The organism is Sphingobium sp. Leaf26 (assembly GCF_001421665.1).
Taxonomy (GTDB): Bacteria; Pseudomonadota; Alphaproteobacteria; order Sphingomonadales; family Sphingomonadaceae; genus Sphingobium.
This window is the reverse complement of record NZ_LMKV01000003.1, coordinates 72,711-90,048: the sequence shown is the minus strand read 5'-3', so window position 1 is coordinate 90,048 and position 17,338 is coordinate 72,711. Positions and strand designations below refer to the sequence as shown.

The following is a 17,338-nucleotide window of genomic DNA, read 5'->3' as shown; positions in this document are numbered from 1 at the left end:
CTTCTATCCTTATTCGGCCGGCTGCAACGCAGGTTCGGCTTCCGCGCGCCGGCGGCGGGCGAAACGATCGCCCAGCGCGCGGCACACGACATAGAAAGTGGGGGTGAAGAGCAAGCCGAACGCCGTCACACCGGCCATGCCGAAGAAGACGGCCGTGCCCAGCGCCTGCCGCAGTTCCGCACCCGCCCCGGTCGCGATCACCAGCGGCACCGCACCCAGGATGAAGGCGAAGCTGGTCATCAGGATCGGACGCAGACGGGTCTGCGCGGCCTGAACGGCGGCCTCGATTGGCGAGAGTCCCTGTTCTTCCTCCGCCTGCTTGGCGAACTCCACCACAAGGATGGCGTTCTTCGCAGCCAGCGCGATCAGCACGACCAGACCGATTTGCGTGAGGATATTATTATCCATCCCCCGCAGGTTCACGCCCAGCATGGCCGCGAACAGGCACATCGGCACGATCAGGATGATCGACAGCGGCAGCGTCAGGCTTTCATATTGCGCCGCCAGCACCAGGAAGACGAAGAACACCGCCATGCCGAACACAAGCCCTGCGGTATTGCCCGCGCTGACCTGCTGATAGGCGACGCCGGTCCATTCGCTGGCGTAACCGGCCGGCGCCGCAGCGGCGAGCTTCTCCATCGTGGCGAGCGACTGGCCGGAGGAATAGCCGGGCGCCGTGTCGCCGTCGATCTCGACCGCCGGCAGCAGATTGTAGCGCACGACGCGATAGGGACCGGTCTTGTCCCTGAAGGTGGAGACGGAGCCGATCGGCACCATCTGGCCACTGTTCGACCGGGTTTTCAGGTTTGCGATATCCGCCACCGTGCCGCGATGTTCGGCATCGGCCTGCGCGGTCACGCGATAGGTGCGTCCCAGCAGGTTGAAGTCGTTAACGAAGGACGAGCCCAGATAGACCTGCATCGCTTCGAAGATCCGCTCTGGCGGAACGCCCAGCAGGTCGGCCTTGCGCCGGTCGACATCCGCGTAGACGCGCGGCGTAGCGACATCGAACAGGGTGTAGACCATGGCGAGGCTGGGGGTCTGGTTCGCCTTTGCGATCATATCGCCCGCAACCTTGTTGAGTTCCGCGTAACCGCGATCCTCGCGATCCTCCAGCATGATGCGATAGCCGCCGGCCGACCCGATGCCCTGGATGAGCGGCGGGGGGACGAGCAGGATGCGCGCCTTGTCATAACCGGCGACAGCCTTGTTCGCCTGCTCCATGATGCCGGCATAGGTCGCGCCCTCCTTCTTGCGCTCCGCAAAGCTGTTGAAGGGGAAGTAGATCGCCGCGCTGTTGGGCGCCTGGGTCTGCGAGGGGCCATGGAAGCCGGCGAACATCACCGCGCCGCGCAGCCCCTTGATCGGCAGGATCTTCGCCGCGACCTCTCGCGTCACCTTGTCGGTGCGTTCGAGCGAGGCGCCGGATGGCAACTGCACCACCGCCAGGAAATAGCCCTGATCCTGCGCCGGGATGAAGCCGCCGGGCGTCACCCAGAAGAGGGCGATGGTGGCGGCGATCAGGCCGGCATAGGTCAGCAGCATCTTCTTGGGCCGCGCGACGAGGAAGCGGGTGAGGCGGCCATAGCCCGCGCTCATCCGGTCGAAGCCGGTGTTGAACGCATCGACGGCCACGCCGATTTTTTGCCGCCAGACCGGATCGCCGCTGCGGTCGCGGGGACCATGCTTTTCCTTGAGCAGGAGAGCGGCGGCGGCGGGCGACAGGGTGAGCGAGAGGATCAGCGATATGACGGTCGCGGTCGAGATGGTGACGGCGAACTGCTGATAGAAGGCGCCCGAAATGCCGGTGATGAACAGCGTCGGCACGAACACCGCGCACAGCACCAGCACGATCGCGATCAGCGCGGTAGACACTTCATCCATGGAGACGCGGGCGGCCTCCAGTGGCGACATGCCATGCTCGATATTGCGCTCGACATTTTCGACCACGACGATGGCGTCATCGACGACGATGCCGATGGCGAGGACCAGACCGAAGAGCGAGAGGTTGTTGAGGGAGTAGCCAAGACCCGCGAGGATCGCCGCCGTGCCGATCAGCGATACCGGAATGGCGATGATCGGGATGATCGCCGCGCGCCAGTTTTGCAGGAAGACGAGGATGACGAGGACGACCAGCAGCACGGCTTCGATCAGCGTGTGATAGACGGCGTCGATCGACTGGCTGATGAATTCCGTCGGATTGTAGATGATGCTATATTCCAGGCCCTTGGGGAAGCGCTTGGACAGTTGCTCCATCTCCGCCTTCACCTTCTCCGCCGCGTCGAGTGCGTTGGAGCCGGGGCGCTGCATCGTCGCGATGACGACGGTGGGCTTGTTCGACAGATAGGTGTTTGTGCCATAATCCTGCGCACCCAGTTCGACGCGCGCGACATCGCTGACGCGCACCTGGCGGCCATCGGCGTCAGAGCGGATGACGATGTTGGAAAATTGATCGGGCGTGTTGAGGCGCCCCTGCATTTCCACGCCAAGCTGGAAGGCTTCGCCACGGTCATAGGGGGGCTGGCCGATCGAGCCGGCCGATACCTGCACATTCTGTGCGCGCAGGGCGGACACGACTTCACCGGCCGTCAGGTCCAGCGCGGCGGCGCGATCCGGGTCGATCCAGATACGCATCGCATAGTCGCGTGCGCCGAACATCTGTACGTCGCCCACGCCGTCGAGCCGGGCAAGCCGGTCGCGCACCTGCGTCAGCGCATAGTTGGAGATATAGTCGCGGTCGAACGTGCCGTCTGGCGACTGCAAATTCACGACCATCAGGAATTCGGGCGTGGTCTTGCGCGTGACGACGCCCAGACGCTGCACTTCTTCGGGAAGGCGGGGCGTGGCGACGGCGACGCGGTTCTGCACCAGTACCTGCGCGGCATCCAGGTCGGTGCCGATCTTGAAGGTGACGGTGATGACGACCTTGCCATCGCCGGTCGACTGGCTGCTCTGATAGAGCATGTCGTCGACGCCGTTGATTTCCTGTTCGATCGGCGCGGCCACGGTCGATGCGACCGTTTCCGCCGATGCGCCGGGATATTGGGCGGACACCGTGACCGTGGGGGGCACGATGTCGGGATATTGGGATACCGGCAGACCGATGAAGGCGAGCGCGCCGACCACGGTGATGACCACCGCGATGACGGCGGCGAAGATCGGCCGGTCGATGAAGAAACGGGAGAAGCGCATCGGATCGTCCTTTGCGAGCGAAAGGGATGCCGCGCGATCCGGCGAGGGCCGGATCACGGGCAGGGATTATTGGCAATCAGGCTTTGCAGCGCAGCCTAGCGGGCGAACGTCGCCTGGGCGGCGATCGGCGCCGCGCTGTCGACCGGCGTCACCGGTGCGGGCGCCGGTCGGATCGTGGCCGGTTTCACCGCCACCTTGGCGCCGGGCATTGCTGCCTGAAGGTTGGACACGATCACCCGGTCCTGCGGACCAAGGCCCGATCGAATGATCCGCAGCCCGTCGACAATGGGACCAAGCTCGACCGGCCTGGCCGTCACATTGTCATCCTTGTCCACCACCAGCACTGTCTTGCGCGCCTGATCGGACTGGATCGCCTCATCCGGGACCAGCAGGGCGCTGGCCTTGCCCCCATTGGCGAGACGCATATTGCCGAACAGGCCGGGGGTCAGGAAATTGCCCGGATTGTCGAACACGGCGCGGATACGGATCGTGCCGGAACGAGGGTCGAGGCCATTGTCGGTGAAATCGAGCCGGCCCTTGTGAGTATAGTCCGCCTCATCCTGCAATCGCACCTCGACCGCGCCGCCATCATCCTTGTCGCGCTGCGACTTGAGATACAGTGCTTCGGACGCATCGAAATTGAAGTAGATGGGATCGAGCTTGTTCACCGTGGTCAGCAGGGTCGCGCCGCTGCCTTCCGCACCGGCCACCAGATTGCCGATGTCGACGCGGCGGTCGGAGACGCGGCCGGAAATCGGCGCGCGGACCTGCGTGAATTCCACGTCCAGCGCGCGGCTGCGTTCACGCGCCTGCGCGCCGGCAAGGGCCGCCTGCGCCGCCTGAAGCCGCGAACGTAGCGAGTCCACTTCGCTGGCCGACACGGCTTCGTCGCCGCTCAGCCGCTGGACGCGGGCATAGTCATTCTGCGCCAGCAGCAAGGCGCTGCGAGCCGATGCGCTGTTCGCCCGCGCCTCGGCCAGCGCCGCCAGGAAGGGCCGCTGGTCGATGGTGAAGAGCAACTGTCCCTGACGCACGACATCGCCGTCGCGGAAATGGATGGCGGTCACCGCGCCCGACACGCGCGGGCGGATTTCCACCGTCTGGCTGGGGGCGAAGCGGCCGACATAATCGTCCCATTGTGTCACGCTGCGGGCGAGCGGCGCGGAGACGCCGACAGCCGCCAGCGGCGCGGCGGAGGCCTGCGCCTCCGGCTGCCCCAGATATTGCCAACTGACGCCGCCCAGTAGGGCGATGCCCAGTGCGGCCCAGGCCAGATGCCGGCCACGCCAGCGCTGCGTCGCGCCATCCGGCCTAACTTCGCCGGCCCGCGTATCGGTGTCGATCTTTGTGATCATGTTCATGGATATTTCCCCTTGATGGTGCGGCGGGCGGCGGTGACGGCGGACAGCAATGTTTCCAATTGTCCCTCACTGAACCCGGCTTCGCGAAAGTGTCGGATGGCGGACGGGCGGACGGCGAAGCCTTCATGCCAGGCCTCCACGGCCAGGCGGCGCAGCGCCTCCAGCTTGTCGTCCGCCAGTTTGAAATGTGGCTGCGGCCCAAAGAGCAGCGCCTTGAAGCGCGACCAGCGCCCCGGCTCTCGCAGAGAGACCAGGCCGTCCGTCTGCGCCAGACGCACGATCTGCCATTCCATCGCCGAAAAGCCGGTGGCGACGGCCCTGATCCGGTCCCGGATCGCAGGCAAGGAGATGCCGGTCCCAACCGCAGGCAGCGGCTGGGCAAAATCAATATAGGCCATGGTTTCAGTCCCCTATTTGCGTGCAGACCCGGCCGCGACCGCCATCTGCGGGCGCACGCGATCCTCTCCCGGACCGGTGGCGGCTGCGGGAATGCACAAGCCATCAATGCCGGGGTGACACCCCGACCCCATGGCCAGACGATGATGATGAGGCGGGCGACAGGACCAAGTCCGCCACCACGCCGAAAATTTAGTTCAGGAAGGTATTTTTCATGGCGCCTCCTTGGAGGCAGATGCCCCGACCGGATTTCATACTTATCGGTATATAATCCGAGGGGCTCTTCCGTCAACCGCTTTCTGTACCGCTTGGTAAATTTTTCTGTATGGCGGCTGAACGGGGGTTTTTACGGGGTTGCGTTCAATTGGTCGGCCACATCGCCATGGTGGTTTCCACCAGTTGCTCCAGTTGCTCGACCGATGCACCGCCGCTGGCCTGCACACCCATGCCCTGCATGACGGCGAACAGATAGGTCGCCAGCGCGGCCGGCTCGACTCCCACGGGCAAGTCGCCCTCCGCCTTGGCCCGCTCCAGCCGCTCGACCAGGGCTTTATCGGACGAGGCGCGGCGCGCCAGCACGTCGGTCTTGATCGAATCCGCCTGCGTGGTGCAGGCGACCAGACTGATGACACCGAGGCAGGCGCGCGGATCATTGCCGCCGGTCTGGATATTGAGCGTACCGCGCAACAGCCGTTCGGCGACCGCGCGCGCGGTCGGCTCTTCCATCGCCGATCGCATGTAGCAGAGCTTGTCGCGCTCATAGAGGTCGAGCGCCTTGTGGAACAATGCTTCCTTGTTGCCGAAGCAGGCATAGAGGCTGGGTTTGGTAATACCCATCGCCTCGGTCAATTCGGCCAGCGACGCGCCTTCATAGCCGCGCGTCCAGAAAACCTGAAGTGCAGCCGACAGGGCTTCCTCGGGATCGAACTCCCTGGGGCGTCCCCTCGTCACGGTTTCGGCTGCGATTTTCATACCGAGCGGTATATAGTGAGAGTCGCGCCATTGTCCAGACGAGGCCTCGCTCTCCCGCCGATAAATTCACATTTATGATATATCCATATTTGCGAACATGTGGCAGATGTTCGTTCGATCTTAGGGAGAGCGAGCAGGTCATGTCCATAGCCACCACCCATGTCGGCAGCCTGCCGCGCGGCGACGCGCTGACTCCGCTGCTGCTGGCCCGCGACAAGGGCGAGGCCTATGATGCGACGCTGTTCGACACGACCGTCCAGCAGGCTGTGACCGAAGCGGTCGCTGCGCAGATTGCGGCGGGCGTGTCGATCGTCAGCGACGGCGAATTGGGCAAGGTCGGCTATTCCACCTATATGATCGAACGGCTGTCGGGCTTTGGCGGCCATATCGACCGCAAGGTCGCCGCCGACCTCGCGCCCCTGCCCGAACTGCGGCAGAAGCTGGCGGGGATCATGGGTTCTCAGGAGTTCACCCGCGCCTCCTGCATCGGGCCGGTGAAACTGGTGACGCTCGATCCGCTGCATGAGGACATCCGCCGGTTCAAGACCGCGCTGGCCGATCATCCGGGCATCCGCGCCTTCATGAACGCTGCTTCCCCCGGCTTGATCACCGCTTTCCAGGTCAATCGTCATTATCCCAGCCACGAAGCCTATCTGGCCGATCTGGTCGACGCGATGCGCGAGGAATATGAGACGATCGTGGCGGCCGGATTCGACCTGCAACTCGATTGCCCGGACCTCGCCATGTCGCGCCACACCGGCTATCAGGATGCGAGCGAGGACGAATTCCTGAAGATCGCGGCCGCCAATGTCGAGGCGCTGAATGCCGCGACCGCCAATATCCCGGCGGACCGGATGCGGATGCACATTTGCTGGGGCAATTATGAAGGACCGCATGACCATGACATTCCGCTGGAGAAAGTGATCGACATCGTGCTGGCCGCCCGGCCCGCGACCGTGCTGTTCGAGGGGGCCAATTCGTGCCACGAGCATGAATGGACGGTCTGGCGCGATGCTGCGGAGCGGGGCGCCTTGCCGGACGACAAACTGCTGGCCCCCGGCCTGATCGACACCTGCTCCAACTATGTCGAGCATCCAGAACTGATCGCCCAGCGGATCGAGCGCTTTGCCGGGATCGTCGGCAAGGATCGGGTGATCGCCAGCACCGATTGCGGGTTCGGCACCTTTGCCGGATATGGCAAGATCGACCCGGCCGTGACCTGGAAGAAGCTGCGGTCGCTGCGCGCGGGCGCGGATCTGGCGGACGCGCGGCTGTGACCGGTGTGACGCACGAGGACCGTCGCGCGATCGAGCAGGATTGCGCCCGTCTGGTCGCGCTCTACGCCAATTTGAATGATGCGGGTCGATGGGCGGATGTCGCCGCGCTCTATGCGCCGGATGGCCGGATGGCGCGCCCGACTGCGCCCGATGATTGGACGCAGGGACGAGACGCGATCCTGGCCGCTTTCCTTTCCCGCCCCGCACGGACCACGCGGCATGTCTGCTCCAATGTCGTGATCGACGTGGTGAGCGAGGGCGAAGCGACGGGGGAAAGCGCGATGCTGTTGTTCACCGGCGAAGGCGCGCCTAAAGTCGGTTCCTTTCACGACCGTTTCGTGCGCATAGAGGGGGAATGGCGCTTTGCCGAACGGCGGGGCAGTCTGACGTTCTAAATGGGGGTTCGCTGAACCATGAATGGGACCACGCCGTCCACCGTCAAATCGGCGATGCGCACCATCGACATCATCGAATATGTCGTCGCGCGTCCCGCTGGCGTCGTGGCGCAGGAGATTGCGGCGGGCCTCGCCATTCCGGTCAGCAGCCTGTCCTATCTGCTCGCTACCCTGGCGGAACGCCATTATCTGACCCGTGAAGGACGCCGCTACCTGCCCGGTCCGGCGCTGGAGCGGCTGGCGTCGCCGCGCGTCGCCATGTCGCTGGCCGACAAGGTGCGGCCGCTGGTCAAGTCGCTGCGGTTGCAGATGAACGAGACAGCGTCCTTCTTCATCCGCGATGGCTGGCATCTGGAGGCCATCGTCACCGAGACGGCGGAACAGTCGCTGCGCTATTCGATCAGCGTCGGCACGCGCAGCCCGCTCCATTGCCTGGCGGCGGGCAAGGCGCTGCTGGCCCACATGTCCGACGCGGAACTGGACGCCTATTTCGCGCAGACCCCGCTGGAGAGTTTCACACCCAGCAGCATCGTCGATGTAGAGCAGTTGCGGGCGGAACTGGCGGAGATCCGCGCGACCGGCATCGGCCGCACGCGGGAGGAATATACGCCGGGCATTTGCGGCCTGGGCATGGCGGTGGTGATCGACGGTGAAGCGATCGGCGCGTTTGCGCTGGCGATTCCCGTGCCGCGCTTCACCGCCGAAGTGGAGGGACGGACCATCGCCAAGCTGGAGCAGGCGGCGAGCCTGTTCACGGCTGCGGAAATGCCGGCGCTCTGAGCGCAAGCACGTCGCTGACGCGACAGGGCAAAGTTCACGGTGTCGTCGGGCAAAATGGGCCGGATGCGATCGCGAAGCGCTTGCCAAGCGCATGCGAAGCGCCAGCGACGCGCCACTGGGGTCGCAGAGACGCGCCGTTTGCGCGCCAGTTCCGCGACACCAACGCGACCGGGCGACGTCAAGGGTGGCGGTAATGCAGAATATGCAAGGCCCATCTTCCATCCATCAGGATAGATCAGCCATTATCCTACATTGGAAGGGGTTGGTTGGAGGCGAGTGAGAGAGGCCTGGATGGGTGTTGGGCCACCGATTTTGGTCGGCATATGACCAATGATTTTCCAAACCTGCATTCCCCGAAACGAAAACGGGGGACGCCTTCCAGGCATCCCCCGTTCCACCCGCTCAGGTGGCGACCCGATCAGGCGGCCTTGGTGCGCCAGCCGTCGGCATAGTTGTCGCGCGCGACTTCCGAATAGGGAACCGCAGAGACGATCGCCTTGATTTCGGTCTGGACGTGCGGCTCGACCGTGGGCTTGCTCGTGCCGCCATTGGGTTCGCCCCACAGCAAAGTCACTTCGGTGCCGGGTGTGGCGAACTCGGCGTCCACCATCGCCAGCGCCAGGAAGCGACCGGCGTTGATGGTGTAGCCGATCCAGGTCGACAGGCCGATGGTCTTGCCGTCCTTGAGCACCGCATCATAGGGGTGCATGCAGTAGACGGCGCTGGGGAATTCGAGGAACTTCGCCTTCTCGCCGGTCTGGAGCATGGAGCTCATGACGCGGACGATATCCTCATTGTCCAGGGCCAGCGTCACCTTCTGGCGGTGCGGCTGATCCTTCACCTTTTCCAGCGCTTCGCGGCCGACGAAATCATGGTCGAACTTGACCATGATGCCATAGCCCAGCTCCCAGGGGTTGAGGTAGTAATCCTCGATATTGTCGGAGACGAAGCTGCCGCCGAGCGAGCATTTGCCTTCATAGCTGTTGGCGCCGATCCATTCGCGGAAGCCCTTCGAGCCTTCGCCGGTGTAGGTGGCGGGCAGCGGTGAAGGAATCCAGCCGGATTCCAGCGTGTTGGACGAATAGGTACGGCCGCCGCAGAGCGTCAGGCCATGGTCCTTGCCCGCTTCGATCAGCGCGTCGCGGACGGTGTCATAATCCTTCCACGGGCCAAACAGCTCGTAACCGGGCTGGCCGGCCATGCCGTGACGCAGCGCGCGCACTTCGACGCCCGCGATCATGATCGGCGCCATGTGGAAAAATTTAAGGTCCGGCGGGGTCTGGCCCATCGCCTTTTCCAGCACCGGCATGGCGTTCGGCCCCTGCAACTGGAAGCGATAGTTGCGGCGGTAACCCTGCTGGTCGAGCGGGCGGGCGATGGTGCGCTCGTCGCGTTCCACCTTCACGTCCCACTTGCCGGTCGATGCCCAATATTCGACCCATTCGATCGACGGCGCGCGGCCGACCAGCTCGAACTTTTCTTCTTCGAGATAGAAGAGGATGACGTCGCCGATGACGAAGCCTTCGGGCGTGACGGGGGCGAACTGCTTGGCGCGGTTCGGCACGAAGCCCTTGAAGCTGTTGGGGGCGAGGTAGGACAGCATGTCGAACGCGCCGGGGCCAGTGACGAGCAGGTCGACCATGTGGAAGCTCTGGTTGAACAGGACCGAGCTTTCCGCCCAGCTACGCTGTTCGTCGCGCCAATTGCTATATTCGCCCGGCACGCCCGGATAAGCGTTGGGGCCGACCTGCTGGTTGCGCAGGAACTCGACGATGTCGCCCTTTTCATCGAGCAGCTGTTGCAGGGTCTTGTCAGTCATTCAAACCTCTCCTTCGACTTGTTTGGAAATTTACGAAATGGGGGCAGGGACAGGCATGGCGAGCCAGTCCTGTATGCGGGCATTGAAGGCTGCCGGTGCTTCGGCCGGCATCATGTGGCCGGCATGCTCCACGACGCGCAATTGCGCGCCGGGGATGGCGGCGGCGATCGCTTCATGCTGGGCGACCGGGGACCATTGGTCCTGCCGGCCGACGATCGCGACGGTCGGGCAGGCGATGGTCGGGAGCAGCGCGTCCACCGACGGGCGGTGCAGCAACGCCTCGATCTGCGCCTCGAACGTGGCGAGGCCGGCATCGACCGCCATGGCATAGAGCCTGTCCATCAGCGCCTCGTCACGCAGGCCGGCAAAGCCCATCATCGGCGGCAGCCATTGGGCGACAAGGGCGCCCATGCCCTGATCCCGGCCGAGGTCGCGCAGGCGGTAGCGCCCTTCCCGCTCGCCGGGCTTCACCGGATGGACGCCAGTATCGACCAGCGCCAGGCGCTCCACCCGATCCGGCACCTTGCGCACGACCTCCAGAGCGACCCGTGCGCCCATGGAATGGCCGAGCAGGGCGCAGCGGCCGGGCATGCGGGCGATGGCATAATCGGCCATCGCCTCGATTCGGTCGCAACCGGCGTAGAAGCCGTCCACCACGGCGCTGTCGGGGAACGCCGCCAGCGTTTCGCCGAACATGCGGGAATCGCAGAGCAATCCCGGCAGGATCAGGAAAGGGGCGTCTAGATCGCGATTTGATGATTTCGCATCCATGAATATTTCATCTACACGAATATTCCACGCTGTGCCAGCGGGAAAATGCGTCGCGGCGGCTTTATCCGATGAAGCTGCGGCCCTCTTGACAATAGCGCGCCTTCGGAAGAAACTTACACTGTAAGTCTGATAGCAAAATCAGGAGAGACCCGGCATGTATCCGTTCACCACCGGCTCGTTCGCCGTCCGCAATGGCTGGTATGTCGCCGCCTTCACCCATGAAATCGGCGAGGCGCTGCTGGCGCGTACGATCCTCAACCAGCCGGTCGTCCTCTATCGCAAGCAGGATGGGCAGGCGGTGGCGGTCGGCGGGCGATGCCCGCACCGCCATTTCCCGTTGGGCAAAAGCTGTCGCAAGGGCGACGGCATCGTTTGCGGCTATCATGGCATCGCCTTCGGCCCGGACGGGCAATGCACCGATATTCCGAGCCAGAGCGTCACCCCGCGATCCTATCATATCCCCAGCTACCCGCTGGTCGAACATGGACTGTGGGCGTGGATCTGGATGGGGGATGCGCACAAGGCCGATCCGGCGCTGCTGCCCGATCTGAAGGCGATCGGCCTGACCGCGCCGGGTATGGCCGCGCGGGCGCTGTTCGTGGAGCATGTGAAGGGGCGGGCGCAATTGCTGAACGACAATCTGCTGGACCTGACCCACCTCGCCTTCCTGCATGGCAGTTCGATCGGCACGCTGGACAATGCGGCGACGCCGGAGGACGTGGTCAAGCGGCCCGGCTTTCTGGGGAGCCGCCGCCATATGCGCGATGCCGAGGCGCCGCCGGTGGTCGCCCATATGGGACATGACCTGGCCCGCATCGACCGGGTGAGCGGGATGGATTTTCACCTGCCCGGATTTCACGCCGGGATCGACGAGAGCCGATTCCCGCAGAATCATGAACGGGCGGGCGAGGCCTTCGCGTCGAGCCGGGTCTATCATGCAGTGACGCCGGAAACGCCGCATAGCTGCACCTATTTTTTCGCGATGGCGACGACGGATGCGAGCGCGATCGACATCATGGAGGAGTATCTCCGCCCGGTGATCGCCGAGGACAAGTTCGCCACCGAGGAGATCGAGGCGATGCTGGCGGTGGTCGGCGAGAACCCCGCAGAACTGCTGCTGAAGAGCGATCGCAACGCGGTGGAAGGCCGACGCATGTTGCAGGCGATGATGGATGCGGAACAGGTGGGGTAGAATGTGAATCGTCATTGCGCGCGTAGCGAAGCCATGGCGAGCGATGTGTGATGTCAGACCGCGTCTTCATCCGCCACGCGCAGGTGGGTGGCGAGGAGGACGAGCGCGGCGATAGCCGAGCCGAGGGCGAGGGCGAGCGAGGTGATGCCCCGCCCTGCCCCGACCGCCAGCAACTGCCCCGCGATGAAGGGACCGAGCGCTGCGCCGCAGCGGCCGAAGCCGATCACGGTGCCGGTGCCGGTCGCGCGCAAGGTGGTGGGATAGATGTTGGCGATCAGCGCGTAGAGGCCCACGACCGATCCATTGGCGAGGAAGCCGAGCAGGAAGGCCGCGCCCTGTAGCATCACTATATCGGCCGGCACTGCCCCGAAAGCGGCGACGGCCGCCGCCGCTCCAGCCAGCCCGAACAGCACCAGCGGGCGCAGGCCCAGGCGTGGCGAGAGAAAGCCCAACATCACGCCCCCGGTCGCGCCGCCCATGTTCATGAACACCGACACGATCGTCGCCTGCGACGGATCGAAGCCAAGGGACACGACCAGCGCCGGGGTCCAGCCCAGCGCATAATAGAAGGTCATCATGTGCAGGCCATACATGAAGATGAGGGCGAGGGTGGTCGCACGATAGCGATCGGTGAAGAGCGACCGCATGGAGGCTTTCGGCTCATGCAGCGCGACGACGCGACCCGCAAGCGGCTGGCCCAGGCGCTTCAATATGGTGTTGATCCGCGCCAGCGCATCCGGCCCACCGCGTGTGGCCAGCCAGCCGATGGATTCGGGCAGGAACAGCAGCACCAGCGGCACCATCACCGCCGTCGCGCCCGCGCCGAACAGGAAGATGGATTCCCAGCCATGATGTTTGAGCAACTGCGCCGCCGCCCAGCCGCCGACGATACCGCCGGCGGGATAACCCGCCGCCATGATGCTGACCGACAGGTCGCGGCGCTTGCGATTGGCGAACTCCGCCGACAGCGCGTTCACCGCCGCCAGCACCGCGCCGAGGCCAAGGCCGGTATAGGCGCGCAGAAGGCAGAGGAGCAGGACGTTGGAGGCGAAGGCGGAAGCGGCCATGCCGCTGACCATGATGGCGAGGCAGAGCAGCACCTGCGGCCGCCGCCCGATCCGGTCCGCCAGTTGCCCCAGCGTCAGCGACCCCACCACCATGCCGGCCAGACCAGAGGAAACGACGAGGCCAATCGCGCCGGGGCCGATGCTCCATTGCTTCGCGATGCCGGGCGCGGCGAAGGTGACGGCCAGGATGTCGAAGCCGTCGAGCGCGTTGAGCAGGAAGCAGATGGCGATGGCGACGCATTGCGGCAGGCGCATCGGCTGGCTGGCCAATATGCTGCGGGGATCATCGGCCGGCAGGGCGGTCGTCGGGGTCGATGCCATGCGGCGCTCCTCTCATCTTTGTTGCGCGCACTGTATGCCGGAGACACAATTTGTAAACCGGCGATATGCAACGTCTGGAAAGGCTTCTCCCCTTGTGCGCCCTCCCAAACAAATATAACGTTCGTTACTAATTAGGGTGAGGACATCAGGATATATGGTACAAGCCGATCGCCGTTCGGGTCCGCAGGGCACGGAGCCGACGCTGTTGCTGGGCATCGCTTTCGGCTTCCTGTCCTCGCTCGGCCCCTTTGCCATCGACCTGTATCTGCCGGCCATGCCGGGCATGGCGCAGGCGATGGCGGCGGACAGTGGCGCGGTGCAGCGCACCCTGTCCGCCTTCTTCCTGGGACTGGCACTGGCGCAGATACCGCTTGGCACGCTGGGGGATCGCTATGGCCGGCGTCGGCCGCTGATCGGGGGACTGCTGCTGTTTGCAGCCGCCTCCATCGCCTGCGCCATGGCGACCAGCCTCGACATGCTGATCGCGTGCCGCTTCCTTCAGGGCATGGGGGCCTGCGCCGGCACGTCGAGCGTGCGGGCGATGATCCGCGACCGGCATAGCGGCCATCGCGCCGCGCAACTGATGGCCTTCACCTTCCTGATCATCGGTATATCGCCCGTACTGGCACCCTTGGCGGGCAGCATATTGTTGCAAAGCATGTCCTGGCGCGGGCTGTTCCTGCTGCTGGCCGGCGGCGGGGTGGTGGCGCTGGTCGCGGTGTCGATCTTTCTGCCGGAATCGCTGCCGCCAGAACGACGGTTGCACCGGCAACCGATGCTGCATGCCTATGGCCGGTTGCTCGGCACGCCCGCCTTTCTGGGCTGGACGCTGGTGGCGGGGCTGGCGACGACCGTGCCCTTCGCCTTCGTGACCGCCGCGCCCTTCATCTATACGCAGGGTTTCGGCCTGACGCCGCATCATTACAGCATGCTACTGGCACTGAACGCCGTAACCTCGATCATCGCCACCCAGTTCGCGCCGACGCTGATGCAGCGGCTGGGCGCGCGCACGCTGGTGACGGGCGTGGCCCTGGTGGCGATCGGCGCGACCGCGCTGATCGCGACGGCGGGGATGACGGCAAGCGTACCGATCACGCTGTTCCAGCCCTGGTCGATGCTGCTCTTCGCCCTGTCCGGCTTCATCCTGACGCCCGCCGCGATATCCGCGCTGGATGCGGCGGCGGGCGGCGCGGGGGCGGCAGCCGGATTGCTCGGCACGCTGCAACTGGCGATCACGGCGGCGGCGAGCGCGGCGGTATCGCTGCTGCCCACTGTCTCCATCCTGCCGCTGACCGGCGTGCTGGGCGTCAGTTTCCTGACGATGCTGCTGGTGATGATGGCGCTGAATGGCGCGCGACAGCGCACGCCATCCTGACGCTCAACCTATCTGCGCGAGCCAGTCGGCAAGATTATAGTGATTGCTCACGCGGGCGATACGGCCATCGACGATCGCGAAGAAGGCACCGACGCGCAGGCGATAGGTCTGCCCCGATGCCGGCGGCAGGTCGCCGTCGGTTTCCAGATAGTGGCCTTCGAGCTGAAATTCCGCCGCGGCCCGTTCGCCGTCGGGCGATGTCAGGAAAACCGGGGCGATCACCTGCTCGCTGTAGCAGCGGTTCATATGCGCCAGGAAATCGGCAAAGGCCGCCTTCCCCGCCCGCACAGCACCCTGTGAGGGTTCATGTACGACATCGTCGGTCAGAAGGTTGAGCATCGCGGCGGCATCGCCGCGATTGAAAGCGTCATAATAGGTGCGCAGCAGGTCGATGCTCATGCCGGTGCCTCCCCGGTCAGGCGCGCGGCATGCCAGCGCAGATGATCGGCCATGAAGGTCGAGATGAAATAATAGCTATGGTCATAGCCCTCGCGCAGGGTGAGGGTGAGCGGTATGCCCGCCGCCTCGCACGCGCTGCGCAGCAGGTCGGGCCGCAATTCCTTGTCGAGGAAAGTGTCGGCCGCGCCCTGATCCACCAGCAGGGCCGGTATGCGCGCGCCATCCTCGATCAGGGCGACCGCGTCATGCCGGCGCCAGACCGCCTTGTCATCGCCCAGATAGCCAGCCAGCGCCTTCTGGCCCCAGGGCACCTGGCCTGGGGCGACGATCGGGGCGAAGGCGGACACGGCCCTATATCTGTCGGGGAACGACAGGCCGATGGTCAGTGCGCCATGGCCGCCCATCGAATGGCCCATGATCGACTGGCGACCCATGTCCGCCATCGGGAATTGCGCCGCAATCAGCGCGGGCAATTCATCCGTGACATAGGACCACATGCGATAATAGGCATCGAACGGAGACTGCGTCGCATCGACATAGAAGCCCGCCCCCAGGCCGAAATCATAGGCCCCGTCGGGATCGTCCGCCACGCCTTCACCGCGCGGGGACGTATCCGGCGCGACGAAGATCAGGCCAAGTTCCGCGCACAGCGCGCGAAACTCGCCCTTTTCGGTGACATTGGCATGGGTGCAGGTCAGGCCCGACAGGTACCAGACCACCGGCAGCGTCGCGCCTTCTTCATGCGGCGGTACATAGACGGAAAAGGTCATGTCCGTGCCGGTCGCGCTGGAAGCGTGCCTGTACACGCCCTGCACCCCGCCAAAGGCGCGATTGGTGCTGACCGTCTCCATCAGAAGACGACGACCGAGCGGATGCTCTTGCCCGCGTGCATCAGGTCGAAGGCGGTGTTGATTTCCTCCAGACCCATGACATGGGTGATCATCGGATCGATCTCGATCTTGCCGGTCATGTACATGTCGACGATCTTGGGCACGTCGGTCCGGCCCTTCGCCCCGCCAAAGGCCGTGCCGCGCCAGTTGCGGCCGGTGACGAGCTGGAAGGGACGGGTCATGATTTCCTTGCCCGCTTCGGCCACGCCGATGATGATCGACGTGCCCCAGCCGCGATGACAGGCTTCCAGCGCGGTGCGCATGACATCGGTATTGCCGGTCGCGTCGAAGGTGTAGTCGGCGCCGCCGTCGGTCATCTCCACGATCTTCGCGACCGTCTCCTCGCGCGACAGGCCCTTCGAATTGAGGAAGTCGGTCATGCCGAACTTGCGGCCCCATTCCTCGCGATCGGGATTGATGTCGACGCCGATGATCTTGTTGGCGCCGGCAAGGCGCGCGCCCTGGATCACGTTGAGGCCGATACCGCCCAGGCCGAAGATGGCGACATTGTCACCCACCTGCACCTTGGCCGTGTTGATGACCGCGCCCACGCCCGTCGTCACGCCGCAGCCGATATAGCAGCTCGACTGGAATGGGGCATCCTCGCGGATCTTCGCCAGCGCGATTTCGGGCAGGACGGTGAAGTTGGAGAAGGTCGAGCAGCCCATATAATGGAAGATCGGCTGGCCCTTATAGCTGAAGCGGGTCGTGCCATCGGGCATCAGCCCCTTGCCCTGTGTCGCGCGGATCGCGGTGCACAGGTTGGTCTTGCCGGACAGGCAGCTTTTGCACTGGCGACATTCGGGGGTGTAGAGCGGGATCACATGGTCGCCCGGCTTGACCGAGGTGACGCCCGTGCCCACTTCGCGCACGATCCCCGCGCCCTCATGACCCAGCACGGACGGGAAGATGCCTTCGCTGTCCAGGCCGTCGAGCGTGTAGGCATCGGTATGGCAGATGCCGGTCGCCATGATTTCCACCAGCACTTCGCCGGGCTTGGGGCCTTCCAGGTCCAGCTCCACGATTTCGAGGGGCTTTTTCGCTTCGAAGGCGACGGCGGCGCGGGTTTTCATGGGGGCTACTCCCGAAAATAGATGGACGGTGCAATATGGCGGAAAGACCGGCCCGGCC

The 17,338-nt window shown here is 64.7% G+C and carries 15 protein-coding genes; 5 read left to right on the top strand and 10 right to left on the bottom strand.

All coding sequences use genetic code 11. The features are described from left to right. Window positions 1-9: 9 nt before the first annotated feature. From ASE85_RS05855 to ASE85_RS05840, 4 genes are all read right to left on the bottom strand, one after another. Window positions 10-3,192 carry an efflux RND transporter permease subunit gene (locus ASE85_RS05855; protein ID WP_056685262.1) on the bottom strand — a complete coding sequence of 1,061 codons (3,183 nt, stop codon included), beginning with the start codon at window positions 3,190-3,192 and terminating at the stop codon, window positions 10-12. A 95-nt stretch (window positions 3,193-3,287) separates the two neighbouring features. Then, window positions 3,288-4,553, bottom strand: coding sequence for an efflux RND transporter periplasmic adaptor subunit (locus ASE85_RS05850; protein WP_056685064.1), 1,266 nt, complete (start codon window positions 4,551-4,553; stop codon window positions 3,288-3,290). Continuing rightward, window positions 4,550-4,951 carry a hypothetical protein gene (locus ASE85_RS05845; RefSeq protein ID WP_056685061.1) on the bottom strand — a complete coding sequence of 134 codons (402 nt, stop codon included), beginning with the start codon at window positions 4,949-4,951 and terminating at the stop codon, window positions 4,550-4,552. Before ASE85_RS05845 ends, ASE85_RS05850 begins: the two co-directional genes overlap by 4 nt. A 358-nt stretch (window positions 4,952-5,309) precedes the next feature. Then, on the bottom strand, window positions 5,310-5,921 hold the full coding sequence (locus ASE85_RS05840) for a TetR/AcrR family transcriptional regulator (protein WP_056685058.1): 612 nt from the start codon (window positions 5,919-5,921) through the stop codon (window positions 5,310-5,312). 140 nt (window positions 5,922-6,061) lie between these two features. Between ASE85_RS05840 and ASE85_RS05835 the strand changes: the two genes are divergently transcribed. The 3 genes from ASE85_RS05835 to ASE85_RS05825 are packed head-to-tail and all read left to right on the top strand — an operon-like array spanning window position 6,062 to window position 8,373. Next, window positions 6,062-7,198, top strand: coding sequence for a cobalamin-independent methionine synthase II family protein (locus tag ASE85_RS05835; protein WP_056685055.1), 1,137 nt, complete (start codon window positions 6,062-6,064; stop codon window positions 7,196-7,198). Then, window positions 7,195-7,593, top strand: coding sequence for a nuclear transport factor 2 family protein (locus ASE85_RS05830; RefSeq protein ID WP_235523282.1), 399 nt, complete (start codon window positions 7,195-7,197; stop codon window positions 7,591-7,593). The genes ASE85_RS05835 and ASE85_RS05830 overlap by 4 nt, the downstream gene beginning before the upstream one ends. Window positions 7,594-7,611: 18 nt before the next feature. Beyond that, the gene (locus tag ASE85_RS05825; RefSeq protein ID WP_056685052.1) at window positions 7,612-8,373 is read left to right on the top strand and encodes an IclR family transcriptional regulator; all 762 of its coding nucleotides are present in this window, start codon (window positions 7,612-7,614) and stop codon (window positions 8,371-8,373) included. A 418-nt stretch (window positions 8,374-8,791) separates the two neighbouring features. Here the strand turns inward: ASE85_RS05825 and desA are convergent, their stop codons facing one another. Together desA and ASE85_RS05815 are read right to left on the bottom strand one after the other, a co-directional pair. Beyond that, the gene (gene desA / locus ASE85_RS05820) at window positions 8,792-10,192 is read right to left on the bottom strand and encodes a syringate O-demethylase (RefSeq protein ID WP_056685049.1); all 1,401 of its coding nucleotides are present in this window, start codon (window positions 10,190-10,192) and stop codon (window positions 8,792-8,794) included. A gap of 30 nt (window positions 10,193-10,222) precedes the next feature. Further along, window positions 10,223-10,963, bottom strand: coding sequence for an alpha/beta fold hydrolase (locus ASE85_RS05815; RefSeq protein WP_056685046.1), 741 nt, complete (start codon window positions 10,961-10,963; stop codon window positions 10,223-10,225). Window positions 10,964-11,117: 154 nt separating this feature from the next. On the opposite strand from ASE85_RS05815, the gene ASE85_RS05810 reads away from it, so the two are divergent. Beyond that, on the top strand, window positions 11,118-12,155 hold the full coding sequence (locus ASE85_RS05810; RefSeq protein WP_056685044.1) for an aromatic ring-hydroxylating dioxygenase subunit alpha: 1,038 nt from the start codon (window positions 11,118-11,120) through the stop codon (window positions 12,153-12,155). A 53-nt stretch (window positions 12,156-12,208) separates the two neighbouring features. Here the strand turns inward: ASE85_RS05810 and ASE85_RS05805 are convergent, their stop codons facing one another. Continuing rightward, window positions 12,209-13,543, bottom strand: a complete 1,335-nt coding sequence (locus ASE85_RS05805) for an MFS transporter (protein WP_056685041.1) — start codon at window positions 13,541-13,543, stop codon at window positions 12,209-12,211. 154 nt (window positions 13,544-13,697) lie between these two features. Between ASE85_RS05805 and ASE85_RS05800 the strand changes: the two genes are divergently transcribed. Then, window positions 13,698-14,918 carry a Bcr/CflA family efflux MFS transporter gene (locus ASE85_RS05800; RefSeq protein WP_056685038.1) on the top strand — a complete coding sequence of 407 codons (1,221 nt, stop codon included), beginning with the start codon at window positions 13,698-13,700 and terminating at the stop codon, window positions 14,916-14,918. A 3-nt stretch (window positions 14,919-14,921) separates the two neighbouring features. On the opposite strand, the gene ASE85_RS05795 is transcribed toward ASE85_RS05800, so the two are convergent. Genes ASE85_RS05795 through ASE85_RS05785 form a run of 3 tightly spaced genes read right to left on the bottom strand, consistent with a single transcriptional unit; the run spans window position 14,922 to window position 17,280 of the window. Further along, window positions 14,922-15,317, bottom strand: a complete 396-nt coding sequence (locus ASE85_RS05795) for a ketosteroid isomerase-related protein (RefSeq protein ID WP_056685035.1) — start codon at window positions 15,315-15,317, stop codon at window positions 14,922-14,924. Next, entirely contained in the window at window positions 15,314-16,168 is an 855-nt protein-coding gene (fghA, locus tag ASE85_RS05790) for an S-formylglutathione hydrolase (RefSeq protein ID WP_056685032.1), read from the bottom strand. Before fghA ends, ASE85_RS05795 begins: the two co-directional genes overlap by 4 nt. Further along, window positions 16,168-17,280, bottom strand: a complete 1,113-nt coding sequence (locus tag ASE85_RS05785) for an S-(hydroxymethyl)glutathione dehydrogenase/class III alcohol dehydrogenase (RefSeq protein WP_056685029.1) — start codon at window positions 17,278-17,280, stop codon at window positions 16,168-16,170. The genes fghA and ASE85_RS05785 overlap by 1 nt, the downstream gene beginning before the upstream one ends. Window positions 17,281-17,338: the final 58 nt, after the last annotated feature.